Here is a 17,867-nt window from a genome sequence, read left to right as displayed (position 1 = left end):
TGAATTCAACAGTATTTAGAGACATCCTCTCCACAATCATCCGCCAAGTAGGACAACGCCCGAAAACGTAACCCGACTAACTGTTCATAGAGGGGGTTTAACTTGCACATGGGGGGAATGTGAACCACTTTCCGACCAAAGAGTTTAATATCCCGCTCAAAAGGACACTGAGGAGGAACCATTTTACACACAAAACGGGCTACTCGGCGATCTTGTACTTCCATCCCATCTAACCAATCTTGAACAGGTTTGAGGACATTACTAGACGGTTGAGGTGGTCGGAGGGGAGAAACGACGGTTTCTTGGGCTTCTGCAACAAAGGCATCATTGGCTTGTAAGTCGTGTTTAGTCGGGTCGTATAGGGTCTGTTCCAAAACCTTTAAGGCCTTAATTTCCAAGCCCAAGGCCGCTAAAAACTGATTAATGACATTGGATTCCTCGACGGAGTAAACGCCGTTCGCCAAGGCCATCATAACCGCCGTGCGCAGGAAATTTTCCGCCATTTGGGAATCGTGACCGAGGGTGGCGGCTAATTCTTCGGCACTGATGGGTTCTAGTTCGCCTAAATCGGTATGGGGGGCGAGTTCATCTTGAGTCAGTTGAGCGATGAGTTCTTGTTCTTCGGGATCAAAATGTCCATCGGCCCACGCGACTGTTAATAATCCTCGCAGCCAGACGGAGATTTGTTCGTTGGTGTATTGATGCTCAATCTTGCTGGTCATCACTATTTCCCCGGAATGCTTCCCCTCTTATTCTAATATGCGTGCTGGTTTGGGGGGTAGGGAATGGGGAATAGGTAATGGGGGTAATAGTAATCAACTCACCCTCGCCCCGACTCTCGGAGTTATTCAGCAAGCCCTAAATAGTATTGTCCAATTTATTGGAAAGTGATGGTGCGTCAGGACTTTAGTGATTCGGTTGTTACCCAAGTTATTCCTTGTGACACACCCTACGAGTTGACAAAATGCACACAAGCTTAATTTTTTAAGGTTAAATTTATTCTCCTACGGGGAATTCATGAACTCCCCCTCCCCCAACCTCTTGAGGATTTTTATGGAGAGGATTTATTACCATTTTGCACAAAATTTTAGATTGATTTAATCTGTGATGACCGAAATTATTCTATAATGAATTTAGTGTAAGTTAGTTTAAACTAGGTAAAAAAATATCAAAAATTTGAGTTTTAGCCTGAGAGTAAAAACAGCAGACTTGGGTTAAATTATACCAAGAAATAGGTTAATTTTTCAAGAAAATTGAGTGCTTGAAATTGAACAAACTAAAACTCAAAAACAAGGACATTCGGATCTGGTGGTATGAGTAAAGATTGCAAAAAAATATCAAAAATTAATTAAAATTACCATGGGTGAACTCATTTTTTCTCACTCATAAAACTAGATTAATAAAAAGTGTCCTATTTCTAGGTATTTTTGGGTGTCTTCAAAACATGAGGGATGATATGAGAAAAATTTACCTTAGTTTTGTAATTAATGGACTATCCCCCCTAGCCCCCCTTTGGAAGGGGGAGAAATAGGGTTAAAGCTGTTAATTTTTCCTATTACCGATTACCTATTTTCCTATTCCCTAAAACAAGGAGCTAAGTTATGGAAGTGTTTGATGTAGCTATCATTGGTGGTGGAATAGTTGGCTGTGCGATCGCACGGGAACTGATGCGCTATTCTTTACGGGTGATTTTACTCGAAAAGGAGATAGAGGTCGGTTTTGGTGTCAGCAAGGCCAATAGTGGCATTATTCACGGAGGACACCACAGTTCACCGGATACCCTGAAAGGAAAATTAGAATGGGAGGGGAATCAACTGTGGGATGCCTTACGGGACGATTTGGACTTTGGTTTTAAACGGATTGGAGAAATTACAATTGCTCTGAGTGAGGAGCAAATTCCCACCCTACACCAGATTAAAACCCAAGGGGAACAGAAGGGGGTGCCAGGTTTGGAGTTGTGGGATACTGAGCAAATTCTCAGGGCAGAACCGCACCTTTCCCCGGATATTGTGGCGGGATTATATGCCCCTACTACTGGGGTAGTGAATCCCTATGAGGCCTGTTTTGCTTTGATTGATAATGCCCGATTGAATGGGTTAGAAATTAGTACCGAAAACCCGGTACTGGGTTTAGATTACCGGGAGGATGTTTGGCAAATTAACGCCCAAAAAGGTGTCATTTACAGCCGTTTTGTGATTAATGCGGCGGGACTTTTTGCGGATGAAGTTTCAGCTATGGCGGGGGTGGAAACCTTTAAAATTAAGCCGCGTAAAGGGGAGGAATATTTACTGGATAAACGCTTAAAAGGTCATATTCAACGGGTAATCTTCCCCTGTCCTACTCCTGTTTCTAAGGGAATTTTAGTCATTCCCACCTATGACGGAACGTTGATGGTGGGGCCAACGGCGGAACGGGTGGAGGATAAGGAGGATTTAACCACGACGGCGACCGGAGGACAAAGGGTTTTTGAGGCGGTGATGCAGTATGCTCCGGGTATTAGTCCCCGGGATTGCATTGCGGAATTTGCGGGATTGCGTCCGGTGGCCGATGGGGAAGATTTTATCATTGAACCGAGTTCCCGCAAGGGGTTTATTCAGGTGGCGGGGATTCAATCTCCGGGCTTAACGGCGGCTCCGGCGATCGCACGTTTAGCCCTCGATATCCTCCAAGATAGCGGCCTAGGGTTGATTCCCAAGGATGACTTTATCGCCAAAAACCCCCCGGTGATTCGCTTCGCCAGTTTATCGAGGGCAGAACAGATGACCTTAACCCAAGAGCATCCCTCCTATGGGCGGATTGTCTGTCGTTGTGAGGGCATTACTGAGGGGGAAATTTTGGCCGCTATTGGGCGAGGGGCTGCTACCCTGGACGGGATTAAATTCCGCACGAGGGCAGGGATGGGGCGCTGTCAGGGGGGATTTTGTACCGGGCGCTGTTTAGAATTGCTCTCCCGTGAATTAGGGTGTCCGATTTCGGCCTTGACGAAACGGGGGGGTGAGTCTTGGATTGTCCGTGATAGAGAGGAGGTTTTAAGTCGATGAATACCTATGGAAATCGACCCCTAGAAGCTGATTATGATGTGGTTGTGGTGGGAGGCGGTCCCGCAGGCATGGCGGCGGCTTTAGGGGCGAAAAAACAGGGCGCAGAGCGTATTCTGATTGTAGACCGTGAGAAGGAAGCGGGGGGGATTTTATTGCAGTGTATTCATCCCGGTTTCGGCCTGCAACATTTTAAGGAAGAGTTGACGGGGCCCGAATATGCTCAACGGTTTTTAGGGCAAGTGTTAGCGGCCGATATTCAGGTAGCGAAGGATACTTATGTTCTAGATATCGACCGCCAGCGACGGGTAACGTTAATGTCGGGAGAGACGGGGATGCAGCAGGTGCAGACTAAGGCGGCCGTTTTAGCGATGGGGGCAAGGGAACGGACACGGGGGGCTATTCGGACTCCCGGACGCAGACCTGCGGGGGTATTAACGGCCGGATTAGCGCAGAAGTTTGTCAATTTGATGGGCTATTTACCGGGCAAACGGGCGGTTATTTTAGGGTCTGGGGATATTGGTCTAATTATGGCGCGTCGCCTGACGTTGGAGGGGGTGGAGGTGGTGGGGGTGTTTGAAATTATGCCCTATGCCAATGGGTTAAACCGTAATATTGTTCAGTGTTTGCAGGATTTTGATATTCCGTTGCATTTGTCTACAACGGTGGTCGATATTCAAGGACGCGATCGCCTAGAAAAAGTCACTGTCGCCCCGGTAGACTCCCATTTTGTCCCGGATTTAACCAGAAGTTGGGACATTGACTGTGACACGCTGTTACTGTCCATTGGTTTAATTCCCGAAAATGAACTTTCCCGTCAATTGAATTTACGTTTAGATCCCGTGACTCAGGGGCCGATGGTGAATAGTCGCATGGAAAGTTCTCAAGATGGGGTGTTTGTCTGTGGGAATGTGGTACATATTCATGATTTGGTGGACTTTGTGAGTGCCGAATCTGGTTTAACGGGGGAATATGCGGGACTTTATGCCACAGGTCAACGGTTGCCACCGGATAATATTCGCTTAATTCCGGGGGAAAATGTGGCTTACTGTGTCCCTCATACTATTTCTAGCGATCGCGAGCATACGGTTTATTTGCGTGTGCGCAAACCCCTAGAAAAAAGCGTTCTCCGTTTAGGGGAAGTCTACGAAAAACCCCTGCGCTACGTCTTCCCGGCTGAGATGGTTAATCTCAAAGTCCGTCCCCGTTTCCTCCATCAGTTTCATGGGGAGGCGTTGAAAATTGATGTTTTGCCTGTGGAATAGGGAACGGGGAGTCGAAAAAAGGCAAGCCTTTTTGATTATTTATCCCTAAAACCTTGCAGTTTCTCGCTCTTAAAATGGCTGAAAGTCCTAGTAACACTGCTTAGAGGGATATTCAGCAGACCCTACCTATTACCTATGACCTCCCTCCTGTTCCCCGTTCCCTAAAATAAAAGAGTTTTAGCTATTCACTAGCCACTATTCCCCTGCTCCCCCGCTCCCCTGCTCCCCTGCCCCCCTGTTCCCTGTTCCCCACCCGGAGTAGAGTTATATTGCTACGCAACGCTTCGCGTTCACTTCGTGACGCTTTGCTACGCAACGCTTTGCTACGCAACGCTTCGCGAACGCGAACGCGAACGCGGAGCGTCACGAAGTGAACAGCAAGCCCTATCTAGGGGGTATTTTTGCGATACCCTAATGGACAACCCCACTCGTCAATCGCTTATGCTGAAGGCCTCCGTTATTATCCCCATTTACAACGGGATCGAAGACTTACCAGACCTCTTGGCTTGCTTAAAAGCCCAAACCTATCCCGCCTCACAGGTTGAGTATTTACTGGTGGATAATAACAGTACAGACAACACCTTTGAACAACTACAAGCCGCCCGTCAAGACTTTGCCCAACAAGGGCTAACCCTGCACCCCCTACAAGAACCCAAGATTCAAAGCTCCTACGCTGCCCGCAACAAGGGCATTTGTGCCGCCCAGAGCGAACTATTGGCCTTTACCGATGCCGACTGTCGCCCCCAACCCACCTGGCTGGAAAACCTGCTTAAACCCTTTAATCAAGCCAATATCGGTTTAGCTGTCGGGGAAATCCTCGCCCTCCCCAGTGAGAATCTGCTGGAAAAATATGCCGAGCGCAAGGATACCCTTTCCCAAAAACACACGCTCAATCATAGCTTTTGCCCTTACGGACAGACGGCAAATCTGGCTATTCGGAAACAAGCCTTTCGTGATGTGGGGTTATTTCGCCCCTACTTAACGACAGGGGGGGATGCGGATATTTGTTGGCGCATTTTACGCGCAACGGATTGGCAATTCCAGTTTGTCGAGGATGCGGTGGTTCAGCATCGTCACCGGGCGAGTCTGGCGGAATTACGCAGTCAGTGGCGGCGTTATGGTCGTTCTAACCGTTATTTACATGATTTACATGGTGTGGCGTTAGGCACCGAAATTAACCCTCAAAAAACCGTTTATCGGCTCAGTCGTTGGTTATTGAAAGAACTTCCTATTGCTACGTTAAAGTTAGTTGTAGGTCAGGCTAAAACGGTTGATTTAATTAACACGCCCCTTGATTTAGTCACCTTTTATGCTCGGAGTAGAGGTCAGCAACAGGCGGTTTTACCGGATGCTGCCCGTGAGATTCCACCTTTTCCTGATCTCCGGTCTGACCTCCGCTAAATGGGGTCCTTTGTTAGAATCTTCGGTTTAACGGAAGGGGGATCATCGACGTTTCTGGGTGGGATGTGAACAGAACTCTAGGAGAGTACATTCCCAAACCAGACGGGGTTGAACATAGCTTAAAAGGGCTTGACGGGCTTTTTCGAGGGTTTCAAGGGGGAGGAGGTGACGGGGATTGTTAAGGTACTTTTGCCAGTAGGTGTATTGCAGATAATTTAGGAGCCAGAGTTGAGTTTCCGCTTCTAAGGTTTGGTCGATTTCTTTGGCTAAGAAAAGGGCTTGTTGGGGGGTGGTGGGTGGGGTGGCTAACGTGTTGAGGAGTTCTGGGGGGATAGCGGCTAGTTGTTCAGCCGCGAGGAGGGCTTCTCCCGGACTGCCTTGGGCGATCGCACACAAAACCCCATGGTCGGCAATGTCCCCGTAGCCCTTGGCGCGCAGAATCTCCCCCATCTCCTCTTGAGGGAGACGATAGAAGGGAATCCGTTGGCAGCGCGACACCAATGTAGAGAGCAAGGAGTCCCCACTGGGCGCGATTAAAATTAAAGTGGCTCTCCCCGGTTCCTCAAGGGTTTTGAGGAGGGCATTGGCAGCCCCTTCCGCCATAGTATCGGCATCTTCAATGACCACGACTGCACGCATAGCATTGAGGGGGGGACGGGCTAAAAAGGTGCTAATTTCCCGAATCTGTTCAATGCGAATCTGGGGAGGGGCTTTCCGTTTCAGGCCAGCCGCTTCTGCTTCCGTTGCCGTGAGTCGTTGGCCTTGGTGTTGATAGGTCGGTTCGACCCAGAGAAAATCGGGGTGATTTTTGGCTTCGACTTTTTTAAAGATTAAGGCCTGTTGGTCTGGGGGTTGATGGTGGGCGAGGAGGAGTTGAGCAAAAGCCAGAGCCGCGATTTTGCGCCCAATCCCCGGAGAGCCGACAAATAGATAGGCCGGGGCGATTTTATCTTTCAGGAGGGCTTGCTGGAGGAGTTCAACCGCTTGGGGTTGTCCTCTCAGCGCAAGAAAAGGATTCATCAATCAATTGACCATAGGACAAAGCGCTTAACTTGTCATCAAGGGGCGTACTCTTGCCGATAAGATGGAAAAAAAGCAGTATTACCAAACTTGATTTTATGTTATCAATTCCTCAATCTTTAGAAGAAACCGTTAGTCAAGCCAAAGCAGCCACCCAGAGAGCTTTAGAGGCCGGGTGTCAACGGGTACAGGTGGAGATTGTTCTCCCGGAAATTGCTTTAGAGGCTCAATCCCTCGCTCTTCAATTTGCCGAACTGTTCGAGTCTTACGGTGCCGGGTTAAAAATCCTGTTTCCCGATACAGGGGCGGCCGCTTTGGCGCGACGAGATTGGGGGGAGACGGTGTTTAAGGTGACGGATCTCGGCAGTAGTCGGACTCCGGTAGAGGTGAAACTTTCCGAGGATGATGAGGTGTTTCTGGTGGTGGCCGCTTCGGCGGTGGAGGTGGCGCAGGTGGAAAAATTATGTAATTGGGCTTTAGAGCGCGATCGCCCGGTGGTTCTCATTATCCCGCAATTGGAGAACGTGGCCACCATTGGCATTGGTTACGCTGCCCGCCAACTACGGGAACGTTTCCTCAGTACCCTAGAAACGGCTTATTATCTCCGTCCGTTTGAAGGGGGAACGATTCTCCGCGCCTATCCTTCTCCTTGGGAGGTTTGGTTAGAGAAGGAGGAAGGGTACGAAAAGATTGCTGAAGAGGCCACCAAGCCCATCGGAGAACGCTTAGAACGCATTATCATGGGTGCGATCGCCAATGACCCCGATCAAGATAATCCGGCGGTGGCTGTACCTAAGAAAACTGGAGTTTTGGGCAGTCTTCAGCAGTTTTTAAAGGCCTTGAGTAGTTAGGGAGAGGGGGAGAGAGGGAGAGGGGGAATTAAGACTTATTCCCGACTCCCGACTCCCGACTCCCGACTCCCGATTCCCGACTCCCGATTCCCGACTCCCGATTCCCGACTCCCGACTCCCGACTCCCGACTCCCGACTCCCGATTCCCGACTCCCGATTCCCGACTCCCGACTCCCTCTTGCCTTCACAATTAACTCAAGGATTTTCCTCCGTCGATTAAGATGAGTTTAGGGGCATCTTTGATTCTGATTCCTTTTGTTCTATCCCTTCTTCCTTGAGCCGTGCAAATTGTCTTTGTTTCTGAGTCCCATCAATCTATCCCAGAAGCCTTGGCGGTTGAAGGAATGCTCATGGCGATCGCAGAAATTAATCAACAAGGGGGCGTATTGGGTCAACCCCTTGAATTGCGCTTTCTTCCCCTCCCCCCTTGGGACGAAAGAACCCACTTTGAAACTTGGTATCGTGACCTAGAAACCCTGCTTGCTGAGGGAGACGTGGGCGCCTTATTCGGGGGGTGGACTCCCCAAGGGGAACAAGCCCTAGTACATTTAGCAGAATCCACCCAGACCCTTTTATTTTCCCCCCTTTGTCCTCAAGATGTCGCCAGTTCTCGCCAAGTGTTTTACACCGGAAGCTGTGCCAATCAACACCTTGAACCGGCTTTAGATTGGTTACAAATCACGGGGCGGCAACGCTGCTATTTACTCACTAATAATCATCCCAACTCCCAAAACCGCGGCCGTTTAACCGCTAATCTGTGGCAAGAACGAGGGGGAGAAATCATCGCATCGGGCTGTGTCAACGTTACCCAGCCCGATTTTTCCGCCATTTTAGCCGAAATTGAGCAGCAAAAGCCCGATATGGTCTTAAATCTGCTCATGCCTCACCATTATTCCCTAGGGGACAGCCCCACCCCCCCCTATAGCCCCTTTTATCGAGACTATCACCAGGCCAGACTGGGGGAAACTTGCCCCCTGTTAACCCTATTTCCCGACCCCTGGGAAGAATCCCACCCCGCGTTAGACTATCCCCCCCACTACCGCGTTACCCCCTATAGTCCCTCTTTAGACCATCCCCTTAATCAGGCCTTTCTTGCCCACTGCCAAGCCAGTCAACGCACCCCCAGCGCGCCTTTACTCAAGGGATATAGTCAAGTCCACCTCTGGAAACAGGGAGTAGACCTAGCCGGAACCGTGAACGGGAGCAGACTGGGGGCTGCCTTGTATGGGTTAGGCTGGTCTGGCCCCCAAGGGTTAGTGTATCTGGAAACCAATCAGGCGATCGCACAACCCATTTATATTGAATACATCCCTAGCGCCCACCCCCCCCAACTGGTTTATCAAACCCCCGGCCCCGTGCGCCCCCTACCCCATTTCACCGCCCCCAGCAACACCCAAGACACCCCACCCCTTCCCCCCCCCCATTTATGGGAACAACTCCAAGGGGAGCGACAAAAACGAGTGCAAATCGAGGCCGCCCTACAAGACTACGCCCTTGAACTACGTACCATCTTTTCCGCCCTCACCGATGCCATTTTAGTCACCGATGCTCAAGGCTGTTACCTACGCATTGCCCCCACCAATCCCAGCCATAAACCCTCCGCCGAATTAATTGGCAAAACCCTTGAGGATGTCTTCCCCCCCGAACAAGCCCAAGACCTCTTGAATAAAGTACAAGAAGCCCTCACCACAGGTCAAAGTGTCACCTGTGAATATGCCCTCCCCCCCAGCGAGGCTCAACAGTGGGGCTTAAATCGGGACCCAAACCACAAGGAGAACTTTTGGTTTACCGCCACCCTCGCCCCCATTACCCCTCAATCCGTGCTATGGGTCATTCGCAACATTACCCAAGAAAAACAAATTGAACTGGAAAAAAGTCGCATCCTCGCCAACCTAGAACAAAAGTTTGCGGAACGCACCACCGCCCTGATGGCCGCCAACGATGAACTGATTGGGGAAATTGTAGATCGTCGCCTAGCTGAAAGCGCCCTGCGTAACGCCAAAAATCAACTAGAAGCCGTCCTAGATGCTGTCCCCGGTATTGTCTCCTGGATTGGGTCTGACCTCTGTTATTTGGGCGTAAATCGGCACTTAGCGAAAGTTTTTAACCGTCCCCCAGAATATTTCGTTGGGCAACATATCGGGTTTTTAGGTGCTGGTTCCGAATTCGTCCAATTTGTCGAGGAATTCTTTGCTAGTGACCAGGAAGACGACTTTCGAGAAATCACCAACCTCATCAACGGCAGCCCCCGCAATTACTTAATAGTCGCCCAAAAATATAATGAAAGTAAGGCCGCCTTTACCGTCGGCATTGATATCACCGAACGCCAGCAGGCCATCCAAGACCTCGCCCGGTCGAAAGACCAACTCCAAGCCGTTCTAGATGCCGTCCCGGGTATTGTCTCTTGGATTAGTTGCGACCTGCGCTATTTAGGCGTAAATCGTCAACTCGCCCAAACCTTTAACCTTCGTCCTGAGAACTTTGTCGGAAAAAATATCGGCTTTTTACAGGCCAGCACCGACTTTAATCAATTTGTCTCCTCCTTCTTCGCCAGTCAGGCCACCGACAGTTTCCGGGAAGTTGAAGCCATCGTTAAAGGGGACACCCGCAACTACTTAATCGCCGCCCAAAAATACGACCAAGGCCAAGCCGCCTTTACCGTCGGCATTGACATCACCGACCGTCAACGCGCCCTTGATGACCTCGCCCGCTCAAAAGACCAACTCCAAGCCATTTTAGAAGCCGTGCCGGGGATTGTTTCTTGGATTAGTTCCGACCTGCGCTATTTGGGCGTAAATCGTCATTTAGCCGAAACCTTTAACCTCCAAGCAGAGGATTTTGTCGGGCAAGATATCGGCTTTTTGCAAACTAGCTCAGAATTTAATACCTTTGTCCGGGAATTTTTCGCCAGTCCTCAAGCCGATGCTTTCCGGGAAGTACAAACGCTAGTCCGGGGAGAACGGCGCAATTTCTTGATTGCCGCCCAAAAATACGACCAAGGCCGGGCCGCTTTTACCGTCGGCATTGATATCACCGAACGGCAAACGGCACTAGATGCCCTCAAGGAAGCCGAAAATAAATATCGCACCATCTTTGAAAACGCCGTCGAGGGCATTTTCCAATCCTCCCCCCAAGGCCGTTATCTGAGCGCCAATCCAGCTTTAGCGCGCATCTATGGCTATGATTCCCCCGATGCCTTAATTGAACAAGTCACCGACCTCAGCCAAGAAATTTATGTGGATGCTAACAGTCGCCAACAGTTCCGCAATATCTTAAATCAAGTGGGGTCGGTGGTGGCTTATGAGTCCCAGATTCGCCGTCGGGATGGAACGGTGCGCTGGATTTCTGAAAATGCTCGGGCTGTTCATGATGAGGCGGGGCGGTTATTGTACTATGAGGGCACCGTTGAAGATATTACCGAACGGAAGCAGGCCGAGGAGGATTTACGGCGCTTTAGTGAGGAGTTGGAACAACGGGTACATGAACGGACGATGGAGTTACAAGACCTCAATTTACAGTTGTTGATGGAGATTGGGGAACGGGAACGGGTGGAGTCCGCCTTACGCACCTCGGAGGCGGAGTTACGGGCGTTATTTGCCGCCATGACGGATGTGATTACGGTGTTTGATGGGTCGGGGTGTTATGCCAAAATTGTCACGACCAATTCTGAGTTATTGTATAGTCCCCAGATGGAATTATTGGGGCGTTCTGTGGATGAGGTACACCCCCCCGAACAGGCGCAAATGTTTAAAACCCACATTCAGGAGGCTTTGAATACGGGTCAAACGGTGAGCGCGGATTACAGTTTGTTGATTCCCAATGCTGAAGGGGAGATGGAGGAAACTTGGTTTGCGGCTAGTGTCTCTCCCTTGCCGAATCATAGTGTAATTTGGGTGGCGCGTAATGTGACGGAACGCCGCCGGGTGTTGAATGCCCTGCAAGAGGCGGAGGAGAAGTATCGCAGTATTTTTGAGAATGCGGCTGAGGGGATTTTCCAAATTACGCCACAAGGTCGGTATATTAGCGCCAATCCGGCGTTAGTGCGGATGTATGGGTTTAGAGATTTTGCACAGTTAGCGGCCGGGGTGCAGGATATTGGTCAACAGCTTTATGTGTGTTCGGAGCAACGGGAGGAGTTAATCGAACGACTGGAGGAGTTGGGATCGGTTTCCGGCTTTAAAGCGCAGGTGCGACGGAAGGATGGCGGTTTAATCTGGACTTCGGAAAATGTGCGGGTGGTACGAGATGAGGAGGGGGCGACGCTGTACTATGAGGGGACGGTGGCGGATATTACCCAACAGAAGGCGGCGGAGGATGCCCTACACCTAGAACGGGAGAAGTCGGAACGGTTGCTGTTGAATATTTTGCCTCGGTCGATTGCGGAACGGTTGAAGCAGGAGGAACAGTCGATTGCGGAACGGTTTGATAATGTGTCGATTTTGTTCGCGGATATTGTGGACTTTACTTCCCTTTCGGCGGCGATTCCCCCGACGGAGTTGGTGGATTTGTTGAATCAGATTTTCTCGGCCTTTGACCAGTTGGCGGATTGGTACAATTTGGAGAAGATTAAGACGATTGGGGATTCTTACATGGTGGCTGGGGGTTTCCCGGAAACGGAAATGCAGCATCATATTGAGGCGATCGCAGATATGGGGTTAGATATGCAGCGAGCCATCCGCCGTTTTGATCGGATGGATGGTAAACCGTTCCGTCTCCGCATTGGTATTCATACCGGCCCGGTGGTGGCTGGGGTAATTGGCATTAAGAAGTTTATTTATGATCTCTGGGGGGATACGGTAAATGTGGCCTCGCGGATGGAATCTCAAGGAATGAGCGATCGCATTCAAGTCACCGCAGAAATCTATGATGTCTTAAAACAGAATTATTGGCTGGAGGAACGAGGCGAGATTGAAGTCAAAGGCCGAGGGATTATGACCACCTATTGGTTAATGGGGCGTAAATAGGGTTTGCTGAATCAGTCGGGGAATTAAGAATTATTCCCTATTCCCTAACCTTGACCCCCTCCCCGCTTCAAGCGATATTCTGTTAGACTTGATGGGAATAACCCAATCAACATCATCAATAGAGCCTTTTCCATGATCCCAACTGTTATTGAAACTTCCGGCCGTGGCGAACGTGCCTTTGATATTTATTCTCGCCTGCTGAAAGAACGGATTGTTTTCTTAGGGCAACCTGTAACGGATGAAATTGCTAACCTGATTGTGGCGCAGTTGCTCTATTTGGAAGCCGAAGACGCGGAAAAAGATATTTATCTCTACATTAACTCTCCGGGAGGGTCTGTCTCGGCAGGACTGGGGATTTTTGACACCATGAATCAAGTGCGGCCGGATGTCTCGACGATTTGCGTGGGATTGGCGGCCAGTATGGGGGCGTTTTTGTTGAGTGCCGGGACGAAGGGAAAACGCTTGAGTTTGCCCCACTCCCGGATTATGATTCATCAACCGTTAGGGGGAGCCCAAGGCCAAGCGACGGATATTGAAATCCAAGCGAAGGAAATTCTCTATTTGAAGGCTCTGTTAAATCAACATTTAGCCCATCATACGGGACAACCCATCGAACGGATTGAGGTGGATACAGACCGGGATTTCTTTATGTCTCCGGCTGAGGCGAAGGATTACGGTTTAATTGATCAGGTGATTGACCGCAAACCTTCGGCCAGTAATCCTCCTCCCCATGAGGGCTAGAATTGCGCCTGTTGCCTCCCTCTTGACTCTGACTTAGGGCTTGCTGAATAACTCTATTCCCGGTGGGGAATGGGGAACAGGGAACAGGGGGAGTCGGAAAAAGGCAAGCCTTTTTGATAATTTATCCCTAAAACCTTGAGTTTCTCGCTCCCAATCGAAAGTCCTATTAACAGTGATTAGATGGATATTCGGCAGACCCTACTTATCACGAATGATTACCTAAAATGTCGGCTTGTTCGTGAAACGTTGCGCAGCAAAGGCTCTCGGTTTTGCTGCGCAACGTTTCACGAACACCGATGAGATGAAAAGCCGACCAGCATAGAACAGCGAAGCACGACTAAGAATAACCCCTCCTGAGATTCAACCATGACCTATACAGTGCTACCCCCGACGTTGCCTTTAAATCAACCCACGATTCATCAATTGCCCAATGGTTTAACGATCGTAGCCCAACAAATGCCGGGGGCGGTGGTGTCGTTTAATTTGTGGCTCAATGTGGGGTCGGCGCTGGAGTTGGATGAGATTAATGGCATGGCGCACTTTTTAGAACACATGATCTTTAAGGGAACGCCCAATTTGCCGAGTGGGGAGTTTGAGCGTCGGATTGAGGAACGGGGGGCGGTGACGAATGCAGCGACGAGTCAGGATTACACGCACTACTATTTGACGGCGGCGGCGCAGGATTTTGGGGATTTGCTGCCCCTTCAGTTGGAGGTGGTGTTAAATGCCTGTATGCCGGATGGGGCCTTTGAACGGGAACGGTCGGTGGTGCTGGAGGAGATTCGCCGTTCTGAGGATAATCCGAGTCGGCGGGTCTATATGCAGGCGATGGAGACTTGTTTTGAGCGATCGCCTTATCGTCGTCCGGTATTGGGTCCAACGGCGGTGATTCAAGGGTTACACCCCCAACAAATGCGTGATTTTCATGCCCAATGGTATCAACCCCACCAAATGACGGCCGCTGTGGTGGGGAATTTGCCTGTAGAAACGTTGATTGAGCAGGTGGAGGAGAGTTTTGGGGCGGTGTATGAACCACGCTCCCCCCTGACTGATGTTCTTGACTCTCCCCCCTGGGAGGATTTTCTGGCAGAACCGCCTTTTGAAGGAATTGTGCGTCGGGAGTTGGTTGATTCTCGCGTGCAACAAGCCCGTTTAGTGATGGTGTGGCGGGTGCCGGGTTTGTTGGAGTTGGGGAAAACCTACGGTTTAGATGTGTTGGCGACGTTGTTGGGTCAGGGGAAACTCTCCCGTTTGTTCCGGGATTTGCGGGAGGAACGGCAGTTAGTGACCTCCATTGGGGTCAGTAATATGACCTATCATCTCCAAGGGGTGTTTTATATTGCGGCTCAGTTACCGACGGAAAATGTGGCGGTGGTGGAGGAGGCGATCGCACAACACCTGAGATCCTTCCAACAAGAACCCGTTAATCCCAAGGATTTAGAGCGCATTCGGACTCAAGCGGTGAATCGGTTTGTGTTTAATAATGAGCGCCCGAGTGATCGCACCAGTCTTTACGGCTACTATTACTGTAAATTGCGCAATTTAGAACCTGCCTTAACCTATCCCCAACGCATTCAGGCTATTACCCCGGCCGATATTCAAAACGTCGCTCAATGTTATTTAAACCCCGATGCTTATGGGGTGGTTGTCGTTCGACCAACCGCGAAATCGAACTAAACTCAAAAATAGTCTGGGACTTGTGTAAATTGTGAACACTGCTCACAAAATCCTCACAATCTTTTCCTAGAGTGAATACAGTAACCCAATAAGTCATTGGTTGAACTTCAGTTTGTGGGTCACAAAGTCTCAGGTCAAGGTAGTTACAGGAGTCAGGAGGCTAATCCCCTATGACTCCTTTCTCTTGCTTGTGGCTTTATTTATCATCTGGTATCGATATGACTTGTGTCTCCTGCTCAGAGTGTATTCCCGTTTCTTCTTTTAGTGGTGAATCTCCTTCCGATGTACTTCGCGATCGCTCCATGACTCGGCAAGGACAGATTATCATGAGTCGTCGTCAGGTTGATGAATATTATATAGAGTTAGCCGTTGATGTTTTAAAAAGTCGCAATTCTGCATTAGTCAAGTCTTTGAAAGATTTTTTAACCGTTTTACCCAATCCGAGCTTAATCGAAGTAGTCTTAAGTCAAGGGGTTTATCATTTAATTGAGACTGTGCCAGAGGCCGCCCGTTGGATTCTGGAAAACCCGGACTATCTCATGCCGGAATTAGACTTAAATCATCTGGCTCTTTCCTTAGTGCGCCAACGGTTAGAGGAAGAAGGGTATGTAGAAGGTCGTGATTTTTTGTTGTCTTCCCGACACCGAGTTTTTTTGACCCCTGAAGCCAAGATTAAGTTACTAAAAACCCTATCATCGGGTGAGCAATTTTTAGTTTTTGAACTGTTAACTGTTTTGCCGAAACCGGAAGAGATTTAAGGCCTGTTAATTGAAGAAAATTGAGCCTAAATACTCCGTTACTTAAAACGAGTTAATTGGACGCGATAGCGTTCTTTTTTTGTAATCATTATTTCCCCGACTTCAACCCGTCCTTTTCCCCGTACCGAGATTAAATCCCCAGACTGAATGGTATAACTGGGTTGGGTGATTTCCTTCCAATTCACCCGCACATCTCCCCCATTAATCGCCTCCACCATCTTATTCCGAGACATTCCCAAACCCGCCGAGGCGATCGCATCTAAACGCAAAGAGGCTTCAACCGTCGTTAATTCCTTCTTCGTCGGGGGGCGATATTTTAACTCACTAAAGTCCACCTGTTGGGTTTTCACCGGGACAGAACGCACTTGCACCAAACTACTGGTTAAAAAGTCCACCAACTCCGGCGCTACAATCACTTGAGCGCCCCGTTCTCCCAATACCACAATATCCCCCACCTTTTCCCGCACTAAACCTGTGCCTAAAATTGCCCCCAAAAAGTCCCGATGGGTGGCCGAGTCAAAGAGGAAATTTCCCGCAATATCCAACAGCGCGAGGGGAACTTGAGTAAAATCGATGGGTAGTTCAGAACGTGCGATCGCCACTCGTTGCCGTTCCGCTTGGGGATAGCCGCCCCAAGGCAATAACTCCACCTCCGTCAGTTGGGCAAACCTCCCCCGCACCTCCATCAACACCGGAGGAGAGACAAAATCCGTCGTCACCACTTCCCACGTTTTAATCGCCTGTTCCGCCTGGTCAATCACGCGGGCGACTTCTTGACGATTTTCGACACCTTTCAGTAATTCTTCTCTCGGTAACATAGGGGTCTGGGGAAAATTCAACGGGCATGGAGGGAGTCGAACCCCCGACACCTGGAACCGGAATCCAGTGCTCTATCCTCTGAGCTACATGCCCTTTTGTTCAGCGATCATCTAGAATAACACATCTATTTAGATTTTCCCAAGTCCCTCCTCAAAAAGCCTTGGTTAGAGAAACCCGGAAAAGGATTAAAATAGCGAGGTTAACCCGTTAAATCGGACAAAATCCATGACCAAGCAAATTATCCATAGCGAAGAAGCACCCGCCCCCGTTGGCCCCTATAGTCAAGCGATCGCCGCCACCGGAACCCTCATCTTTGTCGCCGGACAAATCCCCCTCGATCCCCACACCGGAGAAATCGTCGGCGGCGATGACATCAGCCAACAAACAGAACAAGTCATGCGCAACCTAGCCGCCATCCTACAAGCCGCCGGAGCCGACTTTAAACGAGTCGTCAAAACCACCGTCTTCCTCGCTGACTTAAACGATTTTGGCCCCATGAACCAAGTTTACGCCCAATTCTTCGAGGACACCAGCGCCCCCGCCCGCGCCTGCGTAGAAGTCTCTCGCCTCCCCAAAGGAGTTAAGGTCGAAATTGACTGTATCGCTGTGTTGTAGCCAATTCCCTAGAGCCAAACCGAGGCTCTACATGAATAACTTTGTTAACAAATGTAACAATTATGCCGTCATACTGGCATACCAGCTTGACAGTCTTCTAAGGAATGACTAACATGGCATAACATACCCGGGTAGATATCTTATTAGTGCGAGATGCAAGACAAGCAGAAAGTTACACTTTATCTTCCGCCCAACCTCCACCGTAGGCTAAAAGTTCAGGCCGCCCTTGAGGTAGAGTCCATGTCTGCAATGGTAGAAAAAGCAATTGCGTTCTACTTGCAGAATCCGGAAGTAGTGGAAGATGTAGAAGCTTCTCAAGGCAAAACCCATCGGGTCTATTCCTGTCCCGAATGTCACAGCCCTCTAGTTAAGCGTGATGGGGAAATGGTCGCCCTCGACCAACCACCTGCTGTATTAGCAGAGGAAATGCCGAAAGAGATAGGTCAGGACATTAATCCAGAGATTGAGATTCCAGTAGAGCAGGTTCGAGAAGTTGTCGGCTCCCGGTCTGACTCTCACGGAGAAGAGACGTTGGTTCCCTGTTGAATTGGGGTTAGCATAGCTGATTTTGATAGCTGATGGTGGTAGCTAAACCATCAATCAAGCAAGAATTTCTCAGGAAATTTGTAAATTGTGACAAAGTAAATTGTGACAAAACCTATCATTAATCCATGAGTGCTTATTGCTCATCTTAGCTTATTGCTTATCTCAAAGGGGG

General features: G+C 49.6%; 14 protein-coding genes and 1 tRNA gene. 10 read left to right on the top strand and 5 right to left on the bottom strand.

The window, feature by feature from the left end; all coding sequences use genetic code 11:
* Nucleotides 1-5 precede the first annotated feature (5 nt).
* On the bottom strand, nucleotides 6-722 hold the full coding sequence (locus tag SPI9445_RS0116790) for a Mo-dependent nitrogenase C-terminal domain-containing protein (protein WP_017305935.1): 717 nt from the start codon (nucleotides 720-722) through the stop codon (nucleotides 6-8).
* Nucleotides 723-1,601: 879 nt separating this feature from the next.
* Between SPI9445_RS0116790 and SPI9445_RS0116785 the strand changes: the two genes are divergently transcribed.
* The 3 genes from SPI9445_RS0116785 (at nucleotide 1,602) to SPI9445_RS0116775 (ending at nucleotide 5,704) form a co-directional block, all read left to right on the top strand.
* The gene (locus SPI9445_RS0116785) at nucleotides 1,602-3,041 is read left to right on the top strand and encodes an NAD(P)/FAD-dependent oxidoreductase (protein WP_017305934.1); all 1,440 of its coding nucleotides are present in this window, start codon (nucleotides 1,602-1,604) and stop codon (nucleotides 3,039-3,041) included.
* The gene (locus SPI9445_RS0116780) at nucleotides 3,038-4,303 is read left to right on the top strand and encodes an NAD(P)/FAD-dependent oxidoreductase (protein WP_017305933.1); all 1,266 of its coding nucleotides are present in this window, start codon (nucleotides 3,038-3,040) and stop codon (nucleotides 4,301-4,303) included. The genes SPI9445_RS0116785 and SPI9445_RS0116780 overlap by 4 nt, the downstream gene beginning before the upstream one ends.
* 441 nt (nucleotides 4,304-4,744) lie before the next feature.
* Nucleotides 4,745-5,704, top strand: coding sequence for a glycosyltransferase family 2 protein (locus SPI9445_RS0116775; protein WP_017305932.1), 960 nt, complete (start codon nucleotides 4,745-4,747; stop codon nucleotides 5,702-5,704).
* 42 nt (nucleotides 5,705-5,746) lie between these two features.
* Here SPI9445_RS0116775 and SPI9445_RS0116770 read toward each other — a convergent pair whose 3' ends face one another.
* Nucleotides 5,747-6,724 carry a DNA polymerase III subunit delta' gene (locus SPI9445_RS0116770; protein ID WP_017305931.1) on the bottom strand — a complete coding sequence of 326 codons (978 nt, stop codon included), beginning with the start codon at nucleotides 6,722-6,724 and terminating at the stop codon, nucleotides 5,747-5,749.
* A gap of 98 nt (nucleotides 6,725-6,822) precedes the next feature.
* Between SPI9445_RS0116770 and SPI9445_RS0116765 the strand changes: the two genes are divergently transcribed.
* Nucleotides 6,823-7,575: a DUF1995 family protein gene (locus SPI9445_RS0116765; RefSeq protein ID WP_017305930.1), complete on the top strand. Its 753-nt coding sequence runs from the start codon at nucleotides 6,823-6,825 to the stop codon at nucleotides 7,573-7,575.
* A gap of 35 nt (nucleotides 7,576-7,610) precedes the next feature.
* Here the strand turns inward: SPI9445_RS0116765 and SPI9445_RS30705 are convergent, their stop codons facing one another.
* Nucleotides 7,611-7,763, bottom strand: a complete 153-nt coding sequence (locus SPI9445_RS30705; RefSeq protein WP_164674544.1) for a hypothetical protein — start codon at nucleotides 7,761-7,763, stop codon at nucleotides 7,611-7,613.
* Between the two features lie 93 nt (nucleotides 7,764-7,856).
* Here SPI9445_RS30705 and SPI9445_RS27735 point away from each other — a divergent pair, with 93 nt between their 5' ends.
* From SPI9445_RS27735 to SPI9445_RS0116745, 4 genes are all read left to right on the top strand, one after another.
* Nucleotides 7,857-12,539 (top strand): adenylate/guanylate cyclase domain-containing protein, encoded by a 4,683-nt coding sequence (locus SPI9445_RS27735; protein ID WP_017305929.1) that lies wholly within the window; start codon nucleotides 7,857-7,859, stop codon nucleotides 12,537-12,539.
* A gap of 132 nt (nucleotides 12,540-12,671) precedes the next feature.
* Nucleotides 12,672-13,280: an ATP-dependent Clp endopeptidase proteolytic subunit ClpP gene (gene clpP, locus SPI9445_RS0116755; RefSeq protein WP_017305928.1), complete on the top strand. Its 609-nt coding sequence runs from the start codon at nucleotides 12,672-12,674 to the stop codon at nucleotides 13,278-13,280.
* A gap of 366 nt (nucleotides 13,281-13,646) precedes the next feature.
* Nucleotides 13,647-14,957, top strand: coding sequence for a M16 family metallopeptidase (locus SPI9445_RS0116750; RefSeq protein ID WP_017305927.1), 1,311 nt, complete (start codon nucleotides 13,647-13,649; stop codon nucleotides 14,955-14,957).
* 170 nt (nucleotides 14,958-15,127) lie between these two features.
* Entirely contained in the window at nucleotides 15,128-15,715 is a 588-nt protein-coding gene (locus tag SPI9445_RS0116745) for a hypothetical protein (protein WP_164674543.1), read from the top strand.
* 38 nt (nucleotides 15,716-15,753) lie between these two features.
* Here SPI9445_RS0116745 and SPI9445_RS0116740 read toward each other — a convergent pair whose 3' ends face one another.
* Together SPI9445_RS0116740 and SPI9445_RS0116735 are read right to left on the bottom strand one after the other, a co-directional pair.
* Complete coding sequence (locus SPI9445_RS0116740) at nucleotides 15,754-16,533, bottom strand: photosystem II electron transport protein, Sll1252 family (RefSeq protein WP_026079870.1); 780 nt, start codon at nucleotides 16,531-16,533, stop codon at nucleotides 15,754-15,756.
* A 21-nt stretch (nucleotides 16,534-16,554) separates the two neighbouring features.
* Nucleotides 16,555-16,627: transfer RNA gene (locus SPI9445_RS0116735), tRNA-Arg, on the bottom strand.
* A gap of 132 nt (nucleotides 16,628-16,759) precedes the next feature.
* On the opposite strand from SPI9445_RS0116735, the gene SPI9445_RS0116730 reads away from it, so the two are divergent.
* Both SPI9445_RS0116730 and SPI9445_RS0116725 read left to right on the top strand, forming a co-directional pair.
* The gene (locus SPI9445_RS0116730; protein WP_017305925.1) at nucleotides 16,760-17,149 is read left to right on the top strand and encodes a RidA family protein; all 390 of its coding nucleotides are present in this window, start codon (nucleotides 16,760-16,762) and stop codon (nucleotides 17,147-17,149) included.
* 153 nt (nucleotides 17,150-17,302) lie between these two features.
* Nucleotides 17,303-17,695, top strand: coding sequence for a slr0373 family blue light stress response protein (locus tag SPI9445_RS0116725; protein WP_026079869.1), 393 nt, complete (start codon nucleotides 17,303-17,305; stop codon nucleotides 17,693-17,695).
* Nucleotides 17,696-17,867 lie beyond the last annotated feature (172 nt).

This window comes from Spirulina subsalsa PCC 9445, assembly GCF_000314005.1.
GTDB classification, from domain to species: Bacteria; Cyanobacteriota; Cyanobacteriia; order Cyanobacteriales; family Spirulinaceae; genus Spirulina_A; species Spirulina_A subsalsa.
Note: the sequence above shows the minus strand (reverse complement) of the source record. Positions and strands in the feature narration are given on the sequence as shown.

Bases quoted from the DNA above. Each gene is read 5' to 3' on its own strand.
- SPI9445_RS0116790 (WP_017305935.1), bottom strand. From the start codon at position 722: ATGACCAGCAAGATTGAGCATCAATACACCAACGAACAAATCTCCGTC.
- SPI9445_RS0116785 (WP_017305934.1), top strand. From the start codon at position 1,602: ATGGAAGTGTTTGATGTAGCTATCATTGGTGGTGGAATAGTTGGCTGT.
- SPI9445_RS0116780 (WP_017305933.1), top strand. From the start codon at position 3,038: ATGAATACCTATGGAAATCGACCCCTAGAAGCTGATTATGATGTGGTT.
- SPI9445_RS0116775 (WP_017305932.1), top strand. From the start codon at position 4,745: ATGCTGAAGGCCTCCGTTATTATCCCCATTTACAACGGGATCGAAGAC.
- SPI9445_RS0116770 (WP_017305931.1), bottom strand. From the start codon at position 6,724: ATGAATCCTTTTCTTGCGCTGAGAGGACAACCCCAAGCGGTTGAACTC.
- SPI9445_RS0116765 (WP_017305930.1), top strand. From the start codon at position 6,823: ATGTTATCAATTCCTCAATCTTTAGAAGAAACCGTTAGTCAAGCCAAA.
- clpP (WP_017305928.1), top strand. From the start codon at position 12,672: ATGATCCCAACTGTTATTGAAACTTCCGGCCGTGGCGAACGTGCCTTT.
- SPI9445_RS0116750 (WP_017305927.1), top strand. From the start codon at position 13,647: ATGACCTATACAGTGCTACCCCCGACGTTGCCTTTAAATCAACCCACG.
- SPI9445_RS0116745 (WP_164674543.1), top strand. From the start codon at position 15,128: ATGACTCCTTTCTCTTGCTTGTGGCTTTATTTATCATCTGGTATCGAT.
- SPI9445_RS0116740 (WP_026079870.1), bottom strand. From the start codon at position 16,533: ATGTTACCGAGAGAAGAATTACTGAAAGGTGTCGAAAATCGTCAAGAA.
- SPI9445_RS0116730 (WP_017305925.1), top strand. From the start codon at position 16,760: ATGACCAAGCAAATTATCCATAGCGAAGAAGCACCCGCCCCCGTTGGC.
- SPI9445_RS0116725 (WP_026079869.1), top strand. From the start codon at position 17,303: ATGCAAGACAAGCAGAAAGTTACACTTTATCTTCCGCCCAACCTCCAC.